We start from the raw sequence: 20,136 nt of genomic DNA, 5'->3' as shown, positions 1-20,136 counted from the left end.
GAATGCCATTGAGTCTCTTTGAGCAACATCACACTCAAGACAGAATGATACAATAATCCAGTTTTAACACCAATTCTCTAGCACAAACCTCCACCATGAATAACAACAAACATAATATAACTAAATGAAAATTAATGAGTTAAACCTACAATCATTACTTAAAATTGGCCTCACTACCCCAATAGACGCTACGAGATCTAAATCACACCAAACCAATAGAGTTACAATCCTCTAGTGAATGTTTTATTTCTGCACTAATAAGAAAAATAAAAAAATTAAAGAATAACTCTGACATAAAAATAAAATGTACAGAGGTCTCTATGATCAACCAATTGATTAATGCCGATTTAATTCAGCTTGATCTGCAAGCGAATTCCAAACAAGCCGTATTTGAAGAACTGATAAATATTCTACATGCCCAAGGGCGAATTTCAGATAAAGCGGCATTCTTAAAAGATATTCAAGCTCGTGAAGAGTTAGGTAATACCGGATTTGAAGATGGTGTCGCTATTCCGCATGCTAAAAGTGCAGCGGTGACTCAACCAGCTGTTGCAATTGGTGTCAGCCGAGAGGGTATCGACTATGGCGCAGAAGATGGTTTGCCTTCCAAGCTTTTTTTCATGATCGCCTCCCCCGATGGCGGCGATAACCACCACATTGAAGTGCTGGCCGAACTCTCTTCCAAACTGATTGAAGAAGGTTTTATCGAGGCTTTTCTCAACACCAAAAACTCAGAGCAAGCACTAGAATTACTGCTGAAAAAATCCGCGCCTACACCTCTTGCAAACCAAGCAGAAAGCAAAGGGCTGATTATCGGTGTTACCGGTTGCCCGGCAGGTATTGCTCACACTTACCTTGCGGCTGAAGCACTGGAAAAAGGCGCGGCGGCTTTGGGTTTTGAGATCAAAGTGGAAACCAATGGCTCGATTGGGGTGAAAAATAGCCCAAGTGCGGAAGAAATTGAACGCGCTGAAGCGATTGTGGTCGCCTGTGATAAACAAGTCGACATGGCACGCTTTGCCGGCAAACGCCTCATCAAAACAAATGTGAAAGCGCCAATTCGTGATGCACAAAAGCTGATTAATGAAGCGCTAAGGGCGCCAACTTATCAAGCTGAAACGGTTAAGGCTCAATCGGTGGCAAACAAAGCCTCACAAGCTCGCTCGGATTTGTATCGCTTTTTGATGAATGGCGTTTCGCACATGATCCCATTTGTGGTAACTGGCGGGCTTTTAATTGCACTGGCTCTCGCGGTGGGTGGTGAGCCAACTGAAGCGGGTATGGCCATTCCAGCGGGCAGTATGTGGAACCAAATCCTTGAAGTGGGCGTAGTGGCCTTTACCTTGATGATTCCCATCCTTGCCGGCTACATCGCCTACGCCATTGCCGATCGCCCTGCGCTCTCTCCCGGTTTGATTGGTGGCTGGATTGCCAATAACGGCTCTTTTTATGGTGCTGACGCAGGTACAGGGTTTATCGGTGCCATCATTGCGGGTCTCTTGGTCGGTTATTTCGTGAAGTGGATTACTTCCATTAACTATCACAAGTTTATCCAACCCCTAGTGCCGATCATGATCGCGCCGATCACGGCATCGCTGTTCATCGCTGGTCTGTTCATTTTCGTTATTGGCGCTCCCATTGCGAGCCTGATGGATGGCCTCACTGCTCTACTGACTAGCATGAGTTCCGGCAACGTTATTCTGCTCGGCATCGTACTCGGTGGCATGGCAGGCTTTGATATGGGAGGCCCATTCAACAAAGTCGCTTTCCTATTCTCTGTAGGCATGATTGCCAGCGGCCAAACTCAATTTATGGGTGCGATGGCCTGTGCGATTCCCGTTGCACCACTTGGTATGGCACTCGCAACAGCGATGGGTCGTAAGCTCGAACTGTTTGAGTCTTCTGAGCTTGAAGCAGGTAAAGCCGCAGGCGCAATGGGCTTAGTCGGTATCTCTGAAGGCGCGATTCCTTTTGCGGCGCAAGACCCAATGTCAGTCATTCCAGCCAACGTGTTGGGCTCTATGGTTGCCGCTGTCATGGCATTCTCTTTTGGCATCACCAACAGTGTGGCTCACGGTGGCCCCGTAGTCGCCCTGCTTGGCGCAATGAACTACCCACTGCTTGCCCTACTTTGTATGGCGGCTGGTGCGGGTGTCACCGCCATCACCTGTGTGACGCTCAAAAAAATCCGCTCACAAAAGTTTGAAGCCGCTGCGGCTTAATTCTCCCTTCCTCGTTATGGCTTGAGGTTCCACTCAAGCCATCTTTCTAACGGTGACGACAATGACTCAGATTCCGACTCAGGATGCAGCCCTACCAGAGGCAGTATTCTTCCCGATGACCAACCCTATCCAAAACTACGCATGGGGCAGTAAAACCGCTTTGCAGCAGTTGTTTGAACTCGAAAACCCAAACGATGACCCCCAAGCAGAGCTATGGATGGGCGCTCATCCTAATGGCTGCTCCGGTATAGCCATTAACGGCAAAATCGTTCAACTTTCCGACTTTATTGCGCAAAATCCAAACTTGATTTTGGGTGAATATACCGCGCGGCAGTTCGGCGAACTCCCTTATTTGTTTAAAATTTTGGCGGCGGAAAAAGCCCTCTCCATTCAGGTCCATCCGAACAAACAGCAAGCGGAACGAGGTTTCGCCCAAGAGGAACAATTAGGCATTGCGCTCACGGCTGCTCAACGAAATTACAAAGACCCCAATCACAAACCCGAATTGGTTTATGCGCTCACCGAGTACCAAGCAATGAACGGCTTTCGTGCCAATCAGGAAATCCTTAACTACTTTATTGAGTTATCGATAGATGAGATCCAGCCTCTCGTTAACGTATTCCAATCAAATCCGACAGAACAAGGGCTCAGAGACTTTTTCTCAGGGTTACTCTCATTACAGGGAGAAGCCAAAAACCGTGCGCTTGAAGCTTTGATGGCTCAAGCTAAGCAGATTGATCTGCCTCTTTTCCAGCTGATCGTCGAATTGGAAAACCAATATCCCAATGACATTGGTTTATTCGCTCCTCTGATGCTCAATGTGATTACCTTACAACCAGGTGAAGCGATGTTTTTAGACGCAGAAACGCCGCACGCGTATTTACACGGAACAGGCCTTGAGATTATGGCCAACTCCGACAACGTGTTGCGCGCGGGTTTAACACCAAAATACATGGATATTGATGAATTGGTGGCATGTACTCAGTTCAAACATAAGCCACTTGAACAACTACGCCTTAAGCCTGAAGTCATTGAAGGGTGTGAACAATATCCGATCCCAGTTGCCGATTTTAAATTTGCCATCATCCCACCTACGACTCAGCAGACTATCGGCGTTAAGAGTGCAGAAGTTGTGCTGCCTCTCGATTCTTCAATGATATTGCGACATGCAAATGGTGAGCAATGCCTTGTACGAAAAGGACAATCTGTCTTTATTCCGGCTTATGCTGAGCAGTACACCATTGAGTGTAATGGTCGTGTGGCAAGAGCTTTTAGCGCCTAGCATTAGCCCAAAAGGCCAGTTTTACTTATTCCCAAGATTCGATTGCTCGATTTAGGGTAATAACTGAAATTGGCCAAATTAAATGGAGGGGCAGTTAACAGGGCAAATGTTTAACCGCATTAACCCTCAGATACTGTATAGCCCGGAACTTTAAACCAGCGGCGGCACATATCGAGGAAATAGCCGTACAACACCCCCATTCCACACGACACCAATGCATTGGTGGCCACAGCAGTAATGATTTGATCGGTAGAAGCACCTACGGTGAAGAGAATGGCGGCATAAACTGGCGATTGAAAGAGAACGTAAGCCACGAGATCGGAGAGATTTTTCATCCAACCGGTTGGGGAAATTTTGCGCCCTTGGCGAAGAACATAATCTCTAAACACACCATACGGCCAAGCAATCGCGATATTAACGGGAATGGAAAGGGTTCGGGAAGCGAGTGATTGCTGAAAGGTCATTCCTGACACAAAAATTTCAATAATCATGCCTGTTACAAAACAAAAGACGACCATCGCAAAAGTATCAGCCGCTGCATGACGAATACAAAACGGACCACGAGCTTTCATTTACATCCCCTATAAAATATATCACTACAATTTTGCAACCATGACCAAACATGTCACTGCCATAATTCCAAATTGGCAGTTTATGGAACTATTAAACCATACAAAATTCAGTTTTAGGCTTTGTTTTTAAACTCGCACGGTAAATAAAAAACCAAAAAAAGTAATTAAAATAGCATCTACAGCTACTTTTACGCGTTCTTAGTCAAAACATCGGTTTCTAAGTTTACGTTTGGTAATTTTATTACATCACGCTGAGCACGGTGAGACAGTTTCTTGCCAGCCGAACTTGGCCACACGCATAAGAAAGGAAAGAAAGAAGGAAGAAACAGAGTGATTTACTCTACCGATGGTAAAGATGGTTCGCGATGAAACTGGTACAAGCGCTCTGAGTGTTGTTCAAGCGCCATATCTAGCTCATGCTCTGCAATGGGTTTAGCGATAATGTCATCTGCCCCTGCAGAGAGCATTTTATCCCGGGTATCTTTGAAAACATCTGCGGTACAACCAAACAACAGTATCTTGGCTTGCGGCAGTGGCAACTGACGAATTTCTCTGGTGGCTTGGATGCCATCTTTTAACGGCATGTGGTTATCCATTAAAACGAGATCAAATGAGCTTTCCTGTAACGCGGTAATCGCTTGTACACCATCCATCACGCTATGGCACTCAAAACCTTTATTGCGCATAAAAGCTTCCAGAATCATGATGTTCGTACGGTTATCTTCGACAATCAGCACCCGTAAACCGGGATACGTTTTGGCTTTAGTAGGTTTCACATCTTCGGTTACTGGTTCGGTAATCGCTAATTTAACTCTCACCTTAAAACAAGAACCCTGCCCAACTTCACTTTGCACTAAAACAGTGCCATTCATTAATTCCGCAATCTGTTTAACAATAGCCAAGCCTAAGCCTGTACCACCAAAACGCCGTGTTGTGTGTGATTCCGCCTGTTCAAAGGGTCGAAAGATACGCCCTAACGACTCTTGCGCGATGCCGATCCCCGTATCCTGCACTTTGATGATCAAGTAATTCTCTTCGTCACAGCTTTCTTCACTTAACCCTATTGCGACAAAGCCTGCTTCGGTAAATTTCACCGCATTACTAAGCAGATTGAAGATAATTTGCCGCAAACGCGCCTTGTCTCCGTAGTACCATCGTCCATCGGTAATTTCTGAGTTCAGTTGGAATTTCAGTCCTTTTTCAACACAAAGACTGGAGTAGATACTTTTGATGCTGCCGATGATCGATTTGAGCGGAAATGCGCTGTGATCCAACTCGAATTTGCCTTGCTCTATTTTTGAATAATCTAAAATCTCATTGAGCAATGACATCATATGTTCGCCCGATTCGTAGAGACTGGTTAAGTGCTGTCGCTGCTTAGAGGTCAATTCATCTTTCAATAGGATTTGCGCGGTACCGAGCACGCCATTCATCGGCGTTCGAATTTCATGAGAGAGCGTGGCTAAAAATGCACTTTTTGCTTTGGTCGAGGCCTGAGCTTTGACTTTCTCTGCCTCTAAGTAAATCGTTTTTTGGTTAAACGTATCAATAAGATGGCGGATCTCATCCTGAGATTTGTACCGAATATCGATGATTTCACCTTCTCTCGACTCACTCACCTTTTTCGCAATTAAGACAATTGGGCGGATCCAATAATGGCTAATTAAAAAATACCCCACCATCACACAGAGCAGCAGGATCGGCATCAATCCTTTTTCGATGTTGATAATTAAGTCGAAGATGATTTCATCGACATGCTGATTAGCATTCACCACTTCAATCTGCCAATTGAACTCGCCAAAACTATAGTAACTGACCAACGCATTATCATAAGTGCGGAAGTTATGTGAGACGACCTCAACCCCAAAGGCATCTTTAAGATTCACACCTAAGTTGTACTGCTCTGCTGTCGCAGCAACGAATTGGATTAAGCTTTCAAGTGAGAGATCAACGGTAGCAACGCCCGCAAACTGACCGTTACGATAATAAGGGGTCGAGACCGTGATCATTTCCACACGGGTATAGGGGTCAACATAGACAGGTGACCAGAAATAGAGCCCTTCGGCTTCACGTTCTGCAGCCAAGTACCAGCTTTCTCGGTCATACCCCCCGGCTTTGGGGTTATTCCATGAGCTCAGTTGGTCAACCTGTCCATCGGTTGCTTTATTAAAAAACAAGCTGTCATATCGTAGTGAGGGGTCAGTTGCCGATAGATTGGGTTCCGGCCACAACCCGCCGCTAATGATCACTCCGCCAACAACAGAAAATAGTGAGCGCAGCATGCGCTCTTGCTCTTCCTTATCGGCTGCGCTTTTGCCAATGCTGGTAAGACTCTGCAGAACCCCTATCGAGTTATTCAATGGCTCACGAATTTGGGTAGCCAGTAACTCCGCTCTCAGGGCTAGATTATTTTTCAGCTCTTTTCTAAATGGGACTTCAAGCCCCCAATAACTCAGCGTTCCTACAATCGCAAGGAAGAAGGCCAAATAAATGGTCAGCGCTAGAATACTTTTCTTTTTAAGCGAGGAGCGAATAGCCATAACCAACTGAATTATTTTTTGTTTACAAAATTATAGCGAAATTATTCTGTCAGGCTTTCTTTTCTCATCGATTTTCCATGGCGCTGTGCACAAACTAACATTCTTAGGCAGGAAATTGAGCCTTAAACGCTGAACAGAGAGAACAAGCGGATGCCCTGAGCACGCTTTCCAGATAAAATAGGCGCACTGATATTTATTGAGCACTCACATCTCATGCAAACCTTACAAGAAATCCTGCAGCAGCCAGAATTAGAAAACAAACTCCTCAATCAAGCTAAAACCGTCGGTTTTGTTACCGCTATGGCTTGCTGTCCTAATGTCTTACCCCCTGAAGAATGGCTCCCCTTCTTATGGGGTGGAGAAGAGATTGCACCTTTTTCGGATCCTATCCAATTAGAAAACTATTTCGAGCACATCATCGCACTTTGGAATGAAACACGATCTCAGCTACTAGAAGGCAACTGGCAATGGCCAACTGGCTACTTGTTGGATGAGGCAGAAATCGTGAATCAAGAGGTACGTGATTTTTGCGAGGGGATGCTACAAGGTTGGCAATTAGCGCGTGATGATTGGGAGGTGTTGATGCCAGAAAATAGTTCCGATAATACCCTGCTTGGTGGCGTGCTTCTTTCATTAAGTATGCTCTACGATCCTGAAACATCGATCGCCACACTTTATGAGCAAGGCTTCACCGGTTTAGAGCAATTTGCTGAAATTTATCATGCGATTCCAGTGATGTTGTGTGGAATCACACAACGTGGTGTCACGTTAGCTGAAGCTCAGTAGCCATCATGTTTGCTAGACATGCCCGTTTTTTTTTCGATGGGCATGTCTATTTTCAGCACAACAGACAGCTTACTTACGCGTTGCCTTTCACTTTTAAATTCAGTTGTTCAGCGAAATCCAACATACGATTAAGCGGGATAAGTGATTTCACTCTCAGCGCTTCATCCACAAAAATTTCATGCTGTTTGCCACCTTCACGCAGTGCTTGTGCAATAGCCTGAAGGCCATTCATCGCCATCCAAGGACAATGCGCACAACTACGGCAAGTCGCTCCCGCACCTGCGGTTGGAGCTTCAATCAGCTCCTTCTCGGGAACCATTTGCTGCATTTTAAAGAAAATTCCTTTATCCGTAGCAACAATCATTTTCTGCTGTGGTAATGTCTTAGCCGCTTTAATGAGTTGGCTTGTTGAGCCTACCGCATCCGCCAATTCAACAACACTCGCAGGCGATTCAGGATGAACCAAAATCGCAGCATCAGGATAAAGTGCCTTCATCTTACGCAGAGCATCAGCAGAAAACTCATCATGCACGACACATTCGCCCTGCCATAACAGCATGTCTGCGCCCGTTTTCTTAGCAATATAAGCACCTAAGTGTCGATCTGGACCCCAAATAATAGGTTTACCCTCAGAATCTAAGTGCTCAACAATTTCCAGAGCAATGCTTGATGTCACTACCCAGTCGGCACGCGCTTTCACCGCCGCTGACGTATTGGCATACACGACTACCGTATGATCAGGGTGTGCATCGCAAAACTCAGTGAACTTGTCTGCTGGGCAACCAAGATCGAGGGAGCACTCCGCTTCGAGCGTCGGCATTAAGATGCGTTTTTCTGGGGTCAAAATCTTTGCTGACTCTCCCATGAAACGTACGCCCGCAATAATTAAGGTTGTGGCTGGATAGCGGTTGCCAAATTTTGCCATCTCTAGCGAGTCACCCACAAACCCACCTGTCGATTCAGCAAGCGCTTGAATTTCAGGATCCGTATAGTAATGAGCAATCAACACCGCATCTTTCTCAATTAAGAGTTGTTTGATCTCAGCGATATAAGCTTGCTTTTCCTCATCCCTAAGAGGGATAGGTTTTGGGGGAAAGGGATAAACTGTATTTATAGTATCGAGTATGTGGCTCATTGCTCTTGCTCTACACAACTTCCATAGACGGCGCATTGTACACCCTAGCCAGCAGCAAGCAAAATTGAATGCCCTAAACAAGGAGGGAGAAATAATGTGTAGCGATGAATGACCCTGTCCATAACAGAGTGAAAAGCTGAAACGAACAAGAGCTGCATTCGCAGCTCTTGTATTTATTTAAGGTTTTCTTTGGCAATTTTAGCAGAAGCACTATCGGGATATTCATCCACCGCTTGCTGGTAAAATTTACGTGCCTGCTCGGCGTTATTATTGCGTTTCGCAATATCGCCCAACTTAACTAATGCATCAGCCCGTTTGTTAGAGCCTTTATCCGAGACAACAGCTGCAAAACTTTTCGCGGCTTCTTTGTCTTCTTTCTTGGCAAAATAGAGCTGGCCTAGCCAGTAGTGAGCATTAGCAGAGAAGGTCGAATTAGGGTAGTCAGTCTGAAACTTCTGGAAAGCGGCAATCGCACCTGCGTAGTCACGCTTTTTAAGGATCAGATCAACAGCATTCTGATAAGCAGCCTGTTCATTAGCGTCGCTACTGAAGGTGCCTTGTGCAGCCTCATCATTGCTGCTTGTTGGTAGTTGGCCGGCTCCGGAGGAAGGTGACTTCATCTCGCCACGCACACGGTCAAGTTCTACAAACAACTCCCTTTGACGCTGCAACATTTGCTGCATGTCATAGTTGTTTTTTTCAATCTGGCCCCGTAATTCATTGACTTCAAGTGCCATATCATCGAGTTGCTTTTGCATTTGCAACTGCACAAGATTACGGCTTTCGAGGAGACGTTCGAGACGTTCAATTTCTGAACTCCGCGAACCACCGGATACGTTGCTACCTAAGTCAGATACTGGAGCGGGTGCAGCGAGCGCATAGCTCGCTGCACTTGCCAGTAACATCAGCATGACAACGTGCTTTAAGTTACTGAACATGAGGCATCACCTCAATTAGTAAACCAGAACTGCACGACGGTTTTTCGCGTACGCTTCTTCTGATTGACCTAGAACTAGAGGCTTCTCTTCACCGTAGCTAACGATAGACAGTTGGCCAGCTTGAACACCCAGAGCTTCTAGGTACTTAGCAACTGCTTGAGCACGACGCTCACCCAGTGCGATGTTGTACTCAGGAGTACCGCGCTCATCAGCGTGACCTTCGATAGTTACGCGTAGGCTTGGGTTTTTCACTAGGTAAGCAGCGTGTGCAGCTAGCATTGCTTCGTAGTCGCTCGCGATAGTTGCGTTGTCGAATGCGAAGTAGATAGTTTGGTTTTCACGCAGAGCTTGTTCTTTCAGTTCTTGCTCAGTCAGTTGACCTTGTGCATTCAGACCATTTGAGTCAACAGTAGACACTGCTGATTGGTTAGTTTGAGAACCTGAGTTCGCAGCATCATCACTTGAGCTACAAGCGGTAACAGCTAAAACTGGTAGCGCAATCAGCAGACTCTTAAGAACTTTGTTAAGTTGCATTTCCTATTCCTTTCTATTAAACAGTTACTTGTTATAAAAACGGTGACCATGCTGGAGCACGAACGCGCCCATTGGTTGCCGGTAATCTTGCTTTAAAGCGTCCATCAATGGATACCATCGACAAGACGTTGGCCTTATTGTAGATGGAGCTATAAATCACCATACCACCATTCGGCGCAATACTTGGGGACTCATCTAACAAGGTTTTTGTCAGAATCTGCATTGCCCCTGTTTCTAAATCCTGCTTCGCGAGATTGAAGCCGGAATCACTACGATTCACCATCACCAAGAATTTTCCATCCGGTGTAATTTGGCCACCCAAGTTTTGGCTACCTTGCCAAGTTAAACGCTTGGTTTCACCGCCGGATAAATTTACTTGATAAATCTGTGGTTTACCACCCCGATCTGAAGTGAAAATTAAAGATTTACCATCTGGATGCCAGAAAGGTTCGGTGTTGTTGGAACGGCCACTAGTCACCTCTGTTAAGCGACGTGTAGCCAAGTCCATCGTGTAGACCTGTAAATTACCAGTTTTTGATAAAACCAGCGCTAGCGTTTTACCATCTGGTGAGAATCTGGGTGCACCATTATGACGTGGGAATGACGTCAGCTTCTCTCGCTTCCCACTGTAGATGTTCATCATGTAAATTTCGGCTTGTCCGTTTTGGAAACTCACGTAAGCCAAAGTCTGACCATCAGGTGACCAAGCAGGTGACATAAGCGGCTGCTTAGAACGAAGTACAAGACGTTCGTTATAGCCGTCATAATCAGCAATTCTCAGTTGATAAGGATACGGATCCTTATCATTGACCACAACGTAAGCGATGCGCGTTAAGAAGGCGCCGCGTTCACCGGTCAATTCCTCATAAACCAAGTCCGCAATACGGTGGGCATATTCACGCATTCTTGATGCAGGAACGGTCGCCACTTTATTAAACAAAACATGATCTTTAGATAGCACCAATTGACCATCTTGAGACAGAGCTTTGCTTTGGCCTTGAGTCAGTTGTCCACGCACAATGTCAACCAGTTGATAACTAATTACATAGCTACCTTCCGCATTTTGCGTGATCGTACCCGTCAATAATGAATCGACCCCCATAGATGTCCATTTGCCAAAGTTAACCTGCTCTTCGCTATAAGGCGTCTGTGGCATTTTGCTGGTCGGAACTGGGCTAAATTTACCACTGCGCTGTAAGTCAGAGGCAATCACCGCAGAAACGTCTTCAGGCAACTTGGTTGCGCCTTCCCATTTGAAAGGAACTATCGCAATCGGACGTGCAGAATCAATACCGTCAGTAATAACTAGCTCCAATGCTGCATTCGCAATATTGGAAAAACCGGTACCGATGAGCATCAAAACAAAAACTAATCGCTTAAACACAAGCCTTCCCTTCCTTATTCAGGTGCTACGGTTAAATTAATATTCTTTAGTTTTTCCACAACGTCAGGTTGATCTTTCGGCAATGGAAAACTATTCACTTGGGCAACAGCGCGTTTGGTTGCTGCACATAAACGACTGTCACCATCCAAAACGGTTAAGCTACCCAGTAATGCGCCAGTCCCAGTAGGAATAAGCTTTAGGTTTACCCTACACTGCTTTCCTCGAAAACTGTCTTCCACTAACAGATTCTGCCGGATGAGCTGGGTGTAGATGGCTCCATAGCGCCCTACTTCCGAAGTAACAAACTGCTGACGTGCCGCATTATTTTGCTGACTTTCTTCACTCAAGCTGCCAAAAATATCATTCAAGGCCGCTTCTTGAGCTTTACGTTCAGCTTCTGCTTTTGCCGCGCGTTCTTTTTCTTTCTTGGCTTTATCTGCCGCCTCTTTGGCCGCTTTTTCCTTTGCTAAACGTTCTTGCTCAGCTTTCGCTGCCACTTCTTTTTCACGTTTGGCTTTTTCTTCCGCAAGCTTGGCTTCTTTTTCACGTTCAATACGTTGCTGTTCTGCCTTTGCTGCTGCGGCTTCTTTCGCCACGCGTTCTTGCTCAGCTTTTTTTGCGGCTTCTTCTTTCACTTTGCGTTCAGCCTCTGCTTTTGCAGCACGCTCTTTTTCTTCGCGAGCTTTCTGCTCAGCAGCTAAGCGCTCTTGTTCTTTCTGCTCACGCAACTTTTCCGCTTCACGAGCCGCTTTGGCTTCTTTAGCCTGTTGCTCTTTCAACTGGCGGATCCGCTCTTCTTCTGCTTGTCGATTTTTCTCTAGCTGTTCGCTTTCACGACGGAGTTTATCCAGTCGCTCTTGCTCTTTTTTCGCCGCCTCTTCACGCTGACTACGAATTTGCTGAGCTTGCTGACGAACGAGCTGAGGATCAATGACAACCGCCTCAATCATCTGTCCTGTCGGTTCAGGATCAGACATGGTGAAATCGGCTCCCCAGAGCAATATCGCGACCAAAGCACCGTGCATCGCCAGCGAAATAGTTATCGATTTAGCATCATTACTTTTTCTGGACTTATTCTCTTTCATGCTCAGTATTAAACCTATTATTTAAGGTCCGTGAGTAGCCCTACTTTAGGAATACCAGCTTGACCCAACTCATCCAATACCAAAACAATCTCTGCGTAAGGTGTAGCGGCATCGCCACCCACGGCCACAGGTGAATTAGGTTTAAGAGACAATTCTGCTTTCACTCGAACAATCACATCTTCGATGGATAGACCGCGTTGAACTTCTTCATCATTAACACTCAGGCCAAGATTACCTTCTTTATCAATCTCAACAATGATAAAGCTAGAATCGCTATCACCCGCTAGATCTTGTGCTGATTTAGCCGAATGAGTTTTCGGCAACTCCACATCCACACCTTGTGTTACAAACGGTGATGTCACCATAAAAATAATGAGGAGAACCAGCATAACGTCGATGTAAGGAACCACGTTAATCTCTGCTTTCATCTCACGTTTTTTGGTTTGATAGCCAGCCATAGTTATTCCCTGCCAGCCATCACTTGACGGTGGAGAATGGTATGAAACTCTTCCGAGAAGGTAGCGTAAGTATGTTCAAGCTTACTGACTTTATTGCTAAGACGGTTGTAAGCCATAACGGCTGGAATCGCAGCAAATAGACCAATCGCCGTTGCAATTAGAGCTTCTGCAATCCCCGGAGCCACCATCGCTAACGTAGCTTGCTTTACCTCTCCAAGAGCAATAAACGCATGCATGATACCCCACACCGTTCCAAATAGACCGATATATGGGCTGATGGAACCGACAGTTGCCAAGAAAGGTAAGCTGGTTTCGAGTGAATCAACTTCACGAGCCACAGCTACGCGCATGGCTCGCCCTGTGCCTTCCATCACAAAATCAGGTGCACCTGGGTTAGTCTTACGTAAACGAGCAAATTCAGTAAAGCCAGCATAAAAAATTTCCTCAATGCCATAGATGTCATCTTTACGTTTTTTGACGTCTTGGTATAGCGCACCGAGATCCATTCCAGACCAAAAGCGGTCTTCAAAGGTATCCGCTTCACGCTCGGCAGCAGAGATAACTTTACTACGTTTGATAATTGCCGCCCACGAGGCAACCGACATTCCCAAAAGGGTCAGCATTACCATTTTTACTAGGAAGCTAGCTTGTAAAAAAAGGTCAAGAAATGAAATATCAGCAGTCACTGCAGTTTAACTCCAAACTGATTAATTGAGGCAAAGCTCTCGGCCTCATGCTCTCATTGTCGATACATGCTACCTTAACCTTGGCTTTAGACAACACAGTGCCTTCAGGATTAACGAGTTCCTGACAGAAGGTTAAAGAAGCTTTTTTAATTCTGACACTCTGGTCACGACTTCCAAATGGTCATCTAACTTAGCGCCTTTAAGAAAATCGATCTCCATGTGTCTGACCACAAAGCCAATACCTTGTTCCAACAAACTCTGTTGATGAACACCAACAGCACGGAGCATTTCGGTACGGGCTCTTTCGAAGAATTTTAGATAATTTGCGTGATAAACCACTCCACCAGCGTCAGTATCTTCGTAATACACCGTGACCGGCCAATGAAAAGTGTTCATGGTTTTGATAAAAATCTCATACACCGAGGAATGGCTGCTACTATAGCGCAACTCGCTCACGATAGTACAAGCCCGTGCAATGTTTTCTTACCTAATGATAAAAAATTAGCGCTGTCTCAAAATGACAGCGCTAATCTGCATAAAAACTCATCAACAATACGAATTGAGCTAGCTTATTAGCTGCACCAACGTCAAATAACTCAGAATGGTCAATGATAGATATGGACTGAACACGATTTGCCATACCCAGTGGCGGGGCCTAAACCCTACCCCAAAGACCATACTGGCACATATTGCCCAAATCATCAGCGGCGCAATAACTGCGTTGAAGCCGCCGATTCGATCTGCGTAACTATTCGGATCCCACATCACCATCGCGGCATTGTAGAAGCCTAATAGTATCGATAAGGCCTTGAGCAAGGCCTTATCGGTGATGTCATGACAGCGAGCGATCTTTTCAGACCACTTTAATTGCCAATCACTCACTATCTTTATCCATCATCTCAGTGTGCTCTAACCAAAGAGCATTGATGATGCCGAATGCACAGGCGAGTAATACGCCAAGGATCCATGCGAAATACCACATAATGAGCGCTCCTTAGTACAGTGAATTCTTGTTATCTTCGATGAATTTATCATCGAGACGACCAAACATTTTGTAGTAACTCCAGATGGTGTAACCCAAAATGATAGGCACCATGACAACCGCAACCACAGTCATCAGTTCTAGCGTCAGCTTGCTTGAAGTTGCATCCCACATAGTCAAGCTATGGGCCGGATTCAAACTTGAAGGCATAACGAATGGGAACATAGCGAAACCTGCGGTGAAGATAACGCCAGCGTTACCTAAACTAGAGGTCAAAAATGCCAAGCCACCTTTATCTAGACGTGACGCCAAAACCGAGAGTAGAGGCATCAATACACCCAGTGCAGGAGCTAACCACAGTACTGGTACTTGTTCAAAGTTGTGTAACCAAGCACCCGCTTCACGAATCACTTCTTTGTTGAGCGGATTCGATGCGGCATTACCGTCAATCGCACCAACAATCATATAACCGTCGATGTGCTGGACCCAAAAGCCTGCGGCCACAAAACACACGGCGGTGAGCAAACCGGTCAGTTGTGCCACATTACGAGCACGTTGATGTACATGCGATGTCGTTTTCATTTGCAGCCATGCAGAGCCTTGTAGCAAAGTCATGAACAAGCTCACAAGACCACAGAGCAGAGCAAATGGATTGAGCAGACCAAAGAATGAACCATGGTAGGTCGGCATCAAGAAATCACTCAGTTGGAAAGGAACACCTTGTAGCAGGTTTCCGAATGCCACACCAAAGATAACCGGTGGAATGAATCCTGATGCTGAAATCGCTAAATCCCAGTTATTACGCCATTTTGTGCTCTCGATTTTTGAGCGATAGTCTAGACCGACAGGGCGTAACCACAGCGCAGCAAGTGTCACAATCATAGCCAGATAGAAACCTGAAAATGAAGTGGCGTAAACCAGCGGCCATGCGGCAAACAAAGCACCACCGGCTGTGATGAGCCAAACTTGGTTTCCATCCCAGTGTGGGGCAATAGAGTTAATCATCACTCGGCGTTCGTTATCATTTTTACCAATGATAGGGACTAGCGCCCCAACGCCCATATCAAAGCCATCTGTGATGGCAAAACCCACGAGGAGCACACCAATCAGTACCCACCAAATGAGTCGTAAGATCTCGTAATCAAACATGGTTGTTTCTCCTTGCCTTATGCTTCAACTTGGCGGTTGACTTGATCCTGAACAGACTCTGCGCCTTGTTCAAAATGGTACCGTCCGGTTTTCAGGCTGCTTGGGCCTTTACGAGTGAACTTAACCATTAAGTACACTTCTGCAATCAAGAAGATGGTGTACAGTGCCAAAATCGCCAGCATTGAAGTGATGATCTCTCCTGCACTCAATGCAGAAGCGGCAACGTTAACGGGAAGAATTTCACCGACAGCCCAAGGTTGACGGCCATATTCAGCGACAAACCAACCTGTCTCGACCGCAATCCAAGGCAATGGAATACTGAATAGCGCGGCTTTGAGAACCCATTTTTTCTGTTCAATCTTCTGACGACAGGTTTGGATAAAGGCGGCACCAAACACCACTAGCATAATAAAGCCACAAGCCACCATGATGCGGAAAGACCAGAATAGTGGCCATACTGTTGGGATAGAATCATCCGCTGCCGCTTGGATTTGCTCTTCTGTCGCATCCGTCACTTTATCCGTGTAACGCTTCAGAAGTAGGCCATAACCGAGATCATGTTTTACTTCATCAAAGGCGGCCATGTTTTCCGGCGTTTTTTCACCAGCGCGCAGACGCTCTAGCAGATCGTAAGCGTAAATACCGGTACGAATTCGCTCAACGTGTTCATCACGCAGATCACGCAGACCTACAACTTGTTCGTCAAGTGAACGTGTTGCAATGATCCCTAGTGCAAATGGAATTTTGATCGCGTAGTCGGTGCGCATTTCTTCTTGATTTGGAATACCAAACAAGGTGAACGCTGCGGGTGCTGGCTCGGTGTGCCATTCAGACTCAATCGCCGCCAGTTTCACGCGCTGAACTTCACCAAGCTCATAGCCTGATTCATCACCCAGTACGATAACGGACAGTACAGAAGCCATACCGAATGATGCCGCAATCGCAAATGAACGACGTGCAAAAGCAACATCACGACCTTTCAGTAGGTAGTACGCACTGATACCCAAAATGAACATTGCGCCTGTGGTATAACCTGCCGCAACGGTGTGAACAAACTTCACTTGGGCAACTGGGTTTAGTACCACATCAGCAAAGCTCACCATTTCCATACGCATGGTTTCAAAATTAAACTCTGAGCCTACTGGGTTTTGCATCCAGCCGTTTGCAACCAGAATCCACAGAGCAGAGAAGTTTGAGCCTAATGCGACTAACCAAGTCACGACTAAGTGTTGTCGTTTGGAAAGTCTGTCCCACCCAAAGAAGAATAAACCAACAAATGTAGATTCTAGGAAGAAGGCTACCAGCGCTTCAATCGCAAGTGGAGCACCAAAAATGTCACCTACATAATGAGAATAGTAAGACCAGTTGGTACCAAACTGGAACTCCATGGTAAGGCCTGTTGCCACACCTAGAGCAAAGTTAATCCCGAACAGCTTACCCCAGAATTTGGTCATGTCCTTGTAAATCTGCTTGTCGGTCATGACGTAGAGTGACTCCATGATAGCAAGTAAAAATGCCATCCCTAGAGTGAGGGGAACAAACAGGAAGTGATACATCGCAGTAAGTGCAAATTGCAACCGCGATAAATCAACGACATCGATCATGGTAACTCCTTTGTGTCGGCTGAATGACACGTTCGACATAGAACAACAATTACAATGTTAAAAAAACTATAACACTTTGCTACAAAAAAAATTTGTTGTTGCAACTATGTACCACTATGGTTAGTTAATTGTTAAGTTGTAGCTAATATAGCTATGGCTAATACTAATGCCAAAACCCGCTTGTTTCAAAAGGTTTATAGGAGAATTACGCCTTGATCTAAATCAAGTTTCGCACCAGCCATGTGGTTAATAAACAAACAAAATGATCTAAATCAAAAGAGGCAAGCAATTTGTGTTACCTACTCGTGAAAAAACCCATGTAATTCGCTTGAAAACAATCAACGGATTAACATCACACCCAAAAAATCCAACAATTGAGCGAGGAAAGGAAATACAAGAAATGAGAACTTTGTCAAAAAAGAGTATCTCGCTCGGTTTAACAAGCGAGATTTGTAACATTATTTTTCAATACCGAAATGCAAATAAGCGCGATCTGTCGCGATACGACCGCGTGGTGTACGTTGTAAATAACCCTGCTGAATGAGAAATGGCTCAAGAACATCTTCTATCGTATCTTTCTCTTCGCCAATAGCTGCCGCAAGGTTATCGATTCCGACTGGGCCACCTGAAAACTTTTCCATTATTGCTAACAGCAGCTTTCTATCCATGTAATCAAAGCCTTGATGGTCAACATCAAGCATATTGAGTGCCCTGTCAGCGGTTTGCGCACAAATGTGCCCATCCCCTTTTACTTCGGCATAATCTCGTACCCGGCGCAGCAGGCGATTGACAATCCGTGGGGTTCCACGTGCACGGCGAGCCACTTCAAGAGCGCCCTCACTATCCATCGAAAGACCGAGACACTGTGCACTACGTTGCACTATGTGTTGTAAATCGGCGACTTTGTAATACTCCAATCGTTGCACAATCCCAAATCGGTCACGCAGTGGTGAAGTCAGCGAGCCTGCACGTGTGGTGGCTCCAATTAAAGTAAAAGGAGGGAGATCGATTTTGATTGAGCGTGCAGCTGGGCCTTCACCAATCATGATATCGAGTTGGTAATCTTCCATAGCGGGATACAGTACTTCCTCAACCATTGGGCTCAGACGATGGATTTCATCAATAAACAGCACATCGTTTTCTTCAAGATTGGTTAGCAGTGCCGCTAAATCTCCCGCTTTTTCCAATACAGGACCTGAAGTAGTACGAATATTCACGCCCATTTCGTTAGCGACTATGTTGGCCAAGGTGGTTTTACCCAAGCCCGGAGGCCCGAAAATCAGCAGATGATCTAAGGCTTCTTGGCGCATTTGTGCCGCTTGAATGAAGATTTCCATCTGATCACGAACATGATCTTGACCTTGGTAATCGGCAAGCTTTTTGGGACGAATCGCTCGATCAATCACTTCCTCATCTTTGAAGTGGTTGCTGATTGGAGCAATTAAACGATCGGCTTCTATCATATTTTCTCTATTGGCTTAATGGCGACTGTTTTTAACGACGGCAAAACGTGAATCGTTACACCATAGATTTGAGCGCTTCACGAATCAACTCTTCACTGCTCATTCCTGCTTTAGCCACTTGCGATACCGCTTTGGAAGCTTGAGGGGGCTTGTAACCTAGCGCCAATAGCGCGCTCATGGCTTCTTCCTGAGCATTTTGAGCAATCACGGGCGTAGAATCGACAGGGGCCGCATCGGTTGCAGGTGTAAAGAGGTCACCCGCTCCCCATCCTTTCAGGCGATCTTTCATTTCCACCACCAATCGCTCAGCCGTCTTCTTCCCGACTCCCGGTAATTTAATGAGGGTAGAGATATCTTCTTTTTCCACACAAGTCACAAACTGATTGGCTGTCATGCCAGAGAGGATCGCAAGCCCCATTTTCGGCCCTACGCCATTGGCTTTGATTACTTCACGAAACAGAGCGCGTTCGCTAACGGTATTAAAGCCATAAAGTAGCTGTGCATCTTCTCGAACTACAAAGTGGGTATAAATGATGGCTTCTTCCCCAATATTCGGCAGTTCATAAATACAGCTCATCGGCATTTGCACTTCATAGCCAATACCACCGACCTCAATCAAAATTTGAGGAGGTAACTTTTCAATCAGCGTACCGCGAAGACGTCCAATCACTTGTGTTTCCTTATAATAGAGGGAGGAAAGATGCTCTGGATGATAATCAATAACTGGATGGATAGCCAGTAAAATGCTCGTAGCATCAAGCTACATTTAACGATAACGACCTCTACGCGCACTCGTTGCCTGCCCTGCCAATGCAATTAGAGTTTTGTTGGTATTAGCATGACAAATAGCAACACCTAAAGCATCTGCTGCATCGGCTTGGGGCTTACCGGGCAGTTTGAGCATCTGCTGCACCATATGTTGAACTTGGCTTTTATCAGCCGCTCCCGTACCAACGACCGCTTGTTTAATCAGTCTGGCAGCATATTCATAAACAGGAAGTTCTGCGTTCACCGCCGCCACAATCGCACTGCCGCGGGCTTGACCAAGTTTTAATGCTGAATCGGCATTCTTTGCCATAAACACCTGCTCAATGGCAAAGGCATCCGGCTGAAATTGGGTGATGATTTCACTCACGCCCGCATAGATTTGTTTCAGGCGTAACGGTAACTCGAGATCGGAAGTACGGATACAACCGCTACCGAGGTAGATAAGGTGTCGTCCTTGTTGACGAATCACACCATACCCCGTCACGCGCGATCCAGGATCAATCCCTAAGATGACAGACATAACTCACTTGCCTTGTTCGTTTAAAGAT

19 protein-coding genes and 1 pseudogene are annotated in these 20,136 nt (G+C 45.8%); 3 read left to right on the top strand and 17 right to left on the bottom strand.

Going from position 1 to position 20,136, the window contains the following annotated elements:
• The first annotated feature begins 320 nt into the window (after positions 1 to 320).
• Positions 321 to 2,222 carry a fructose-specific PTS transporter subunit EIIC gene (locus tag T411_RS0101770; RefSeq protein WP_000609957.1) on the top strand — a complete coding sequence of 634 codons (1,902 nt, stop codon included), beginning with the start codon at positions 321 to 323 and terminating at the stop codon, positions 2,220 to 2,222.
• Between the two features lie 61 nt (positions 2,223 to 2,283).
• A complete protein-coding gene (gene manA, locus T411_RS0101765; protein ID WP_000192148.1) occupies positions 2,284 to 3,504 on the top strand; it encodes a mannose-6-phosphate isomerase, class I in 1,221 nt (406 codons plus the stop codon).
• Between the two features lie 119 nt (positions 3,505 to 3,623).
• On the opposite strand, the gene T411_RS0101760 is transcribed toward manA, so the two are convergent.
• Together T411_RS0101760 and cqsR are read right to left on the bottom strand one after the other, a co-directional pair.
• Positions 3,624 to 4,076, bottom strand: coding sequence for an L-alanine exporter AlaE (locus T411_RS0101760; protein WP_000647492.1), 453 nt, complete (start codon positions 4,074 to 4,076; stop codon positions 3,624 to 3,626).
• A gap of 335 nt (positions 4,077 to 4,411) precedes the next feature.
• Positions 4,412 to 6,616, bottom strand: a complete 2,205-nt coding sequence (gene cqsR, locus T411_RS0101755; protein WP_001007835.1) for a hybrid sensor histidine kinase/response regulator CqsR — start codon at positions 6,614 to 6,616, stop codon at positions 4,412 to 4,414.
• Between the two features lie 213 nt (positions 6,617 to 6,829).
• Between cqsR and T411_RS0101750 the strand changes: the two genes are divergently transcribed.
• Positions 6,830 to 7,402, top strand: a complete 573-nt coding sequence (locus tag T411_RS0101750) for a UPF0149 family protein (RefSeq protein ID WP_001194133.1) — start codon at positions 6,830 to 6,832, stop codon at positions 7,400 to 7,402.
• Between the two features lie 73 nt (positions 7,403 to 7,475).
• Here T411_RS0101750 and nadA read toward each other — a convergent pair whose 3' ends face one another.
• From nadA to ruvC, 15 genes and pseudogenes are all read right to left on the bottom strand, one after another.
• Positions 7,476 to 8,537 carry a quinolinate synthase NadA gene (nadA, locus tag T411_RS0101745; protein WP_000018291.1) on the bottom strand — a complete coding sequence of 354 codons (1,062 nt, stop codon included), beginning with the start codon at positions 8,535 to 8,537 and terminating at the stop codon, positions 7,476 to 7,478.
• Between the two features lie 173 nt (positions 8,538 to 8,710).
• On the bottom strand, positions 8,711 to 9,475 hold the full coding sequence (gene ybgF, locus T411_RS0101740) for a tol-pal system protein YbgF (protein ID WP_000492451.1): 765 nt from the start codon (positions 9,473 to 9,475) through the stop codon (positions 8,711 to 8,713).
• 15 nt (positions 9,476 to 9,490) lie between these two features.
• Complete coding sequence (pal, locus tag T411_RS0101735) at positions 9,491 to 10,009, bottom strand: peptidoglycan-associated lipoprotein Pal (protein WP_001176628.1); 519 nt, start codon at positions 10,007 to 10,009, stop codon at positions 9,491 to 9,493.
• A gap of 31 nt (positions 10,010 to 10,040) precedes the next feature.
• Positions 10,041 to 11,366, bottom strand: a complete 1,326-nt coding sequence (tolB, locus tag T411_RS0101730; protein WP_001932512.1) for a Tol-Pal system beta propeller repeat protein TolB — start codon at positions 11,364 to 11,366, stop codon at positions 10,041 to 10,043.
• A 41-nt stretch (positions 11,367 to 11,407) separates the two neighbouring features.
• Positions 11,408 to 12,478: a cell envelope integrity protein TolA gene (tolA, locus tag T411_RS0101725; protein ID WP_000662244.1), complete on the bottom strand. Its 1,071-nt coding sequence runs from the start codon at positions 12,476 to 12,478 to the stop codon at positions 11,408 to 11,410.
• A 17-nt stretch (positions 12,479 to 12,495) separates the two neighbouring features.
• Positions 12,496 to 12,936 carry an ExbD/TolR family protein gene (locus tag T411_RS0101720; protein WP_000929546.1) on the bottom strand — a complete coding sequence of 147 codons (441 nt, stop codon included), beginning with the start codon at positions 12,934 to 12,936 and terminating at the stop codon, positions 12,496 to 12,498.
• Between the two features lie 2 nt (positions 12,937 to 12,938).
• On the bottom strand, positions 12,939 to 13,622 hold the full coding sequence (gene tolQ, locus T411_RS0101715; protein ID WP_000123084.1) for a protein TolQ: 684 nt from the start codon (positions 13,620 to 13,622) through the stop codon (positions 12,939 to 12,941).
• Positions 13,612 to 14,018: pseudogene (gene ybgC / locus T411_RS01000000118920) on the bottom strand (tol-pal system-associated acyl-CoA thioesterase). Before ybgC ends, tolQ begins: the two are co-directional and overlap by 11 nt.
• Positions 14,019 to 14,186: 168 nt before the next feature.
• Positions 14,187 to 14,504, bottom strand: coding sequence for a cyd operon protein YbgE (gene ybgE / locus T411_RS0101705; protein ID WP_001286617.1), 318 nt, complete (start codon positions 14,502 to 14,504; stop codon positions 14,187 to 14,189).
• A complete protein-coding gene (gene cydX, locus T411_RS0101700; RefSeq protein ID WP_000270285.1) occupies positions 14,497 to 14,604 on the bottom strand; it encodes a cytochrome bd-I oxidase subunit CydX in 108 nt (35 codons plus the stop codon). The genes ybgE and cydX overlap by 8 nt, the downstream gene beginning before the upstream one ends.
• Positions 14,605 to 14,616: 12 nt before the next feature.
• Entirely contained in the window at positions 14,617 to 15,753 is a 1,137-nt protein-coding gene (gene cydB, locus T411_RS0101695) for a cytochrome d ubiquinol oxidase subunit II (protein ID WP_000460767.1), read from the bottom strand.
• 17 nt (positions 15,754 to 15,770) lie between these two features.
• Positions 15,771 to 17,357, bottom strand: coding sequence for a cytochrome ubiquinol oxidase subunit I (gene cydA / locus T411_RS0101690; RefSeq protein WP_000568056.1), 1,587 nt, complete (start codon positions 17,355 to 17,357; stop codon positions 15,771 to 15,773).
• Between the two features lie 458 nt (positions 17,358 to 17,815).
• A complete protein-coding gene (ruvB, locus tag T411_RS0101685) occupies positions 17,816 to 18,820 on the bottom strand; it encodes a Holliday junction branch migration DNA helicase RuvB (protein WP_000568492.1) in 1,005 nt (334 codons plus the stop codon).
• Positions 18,821 to 18,875: 55 nt separating this feature from the next.
• Positions 18,876 to 19,490 (bottom strand): Holliday junction branch migration protein RuvA, encoded by a 615-nt coding sequence (ruvA, locus tag T411_RS0101680; protein WP_000580359.1) that lies wholly within the window; start codon positions 19,488 to 19,490, stop codon positions 18,876 to 18,878.
• Between the two features lie 96 nt (positions 19,491 to 19,586).
• Positions 19,587 to 20,108 carry a crossover junction endodeoxyribonuclease RuvC gene (ruvC, locus tag T411_RS0101675; protein WP_000111361.1) on the bottom strand — a complete coding sequence of 174 codons (522 nt, stop codon included), beginning with the start codon at positions 20,106 to 20,108 and terminating at the stop codon, positions 19,587 to 19,589.
• Positions 20,109 to 20,136: the final 28 nt, after the last annotated feature.

The organism is Vibrio cholerae ATCC 14035 (assembly GCF_000621645.1).
In the GTDB taxonomy this organism is placed as follows: domain Bacteria; phylum Pseudomonadota; class Gammaproteobacteria; order Enterobacterales; family Vibrionaceae; genus Vibrio; species Vibrio cholerae.
Note: the sequence above shows the minus strand (reverse complement) of the source record. Positions and strands in the feature narration are given on the sequence as shown.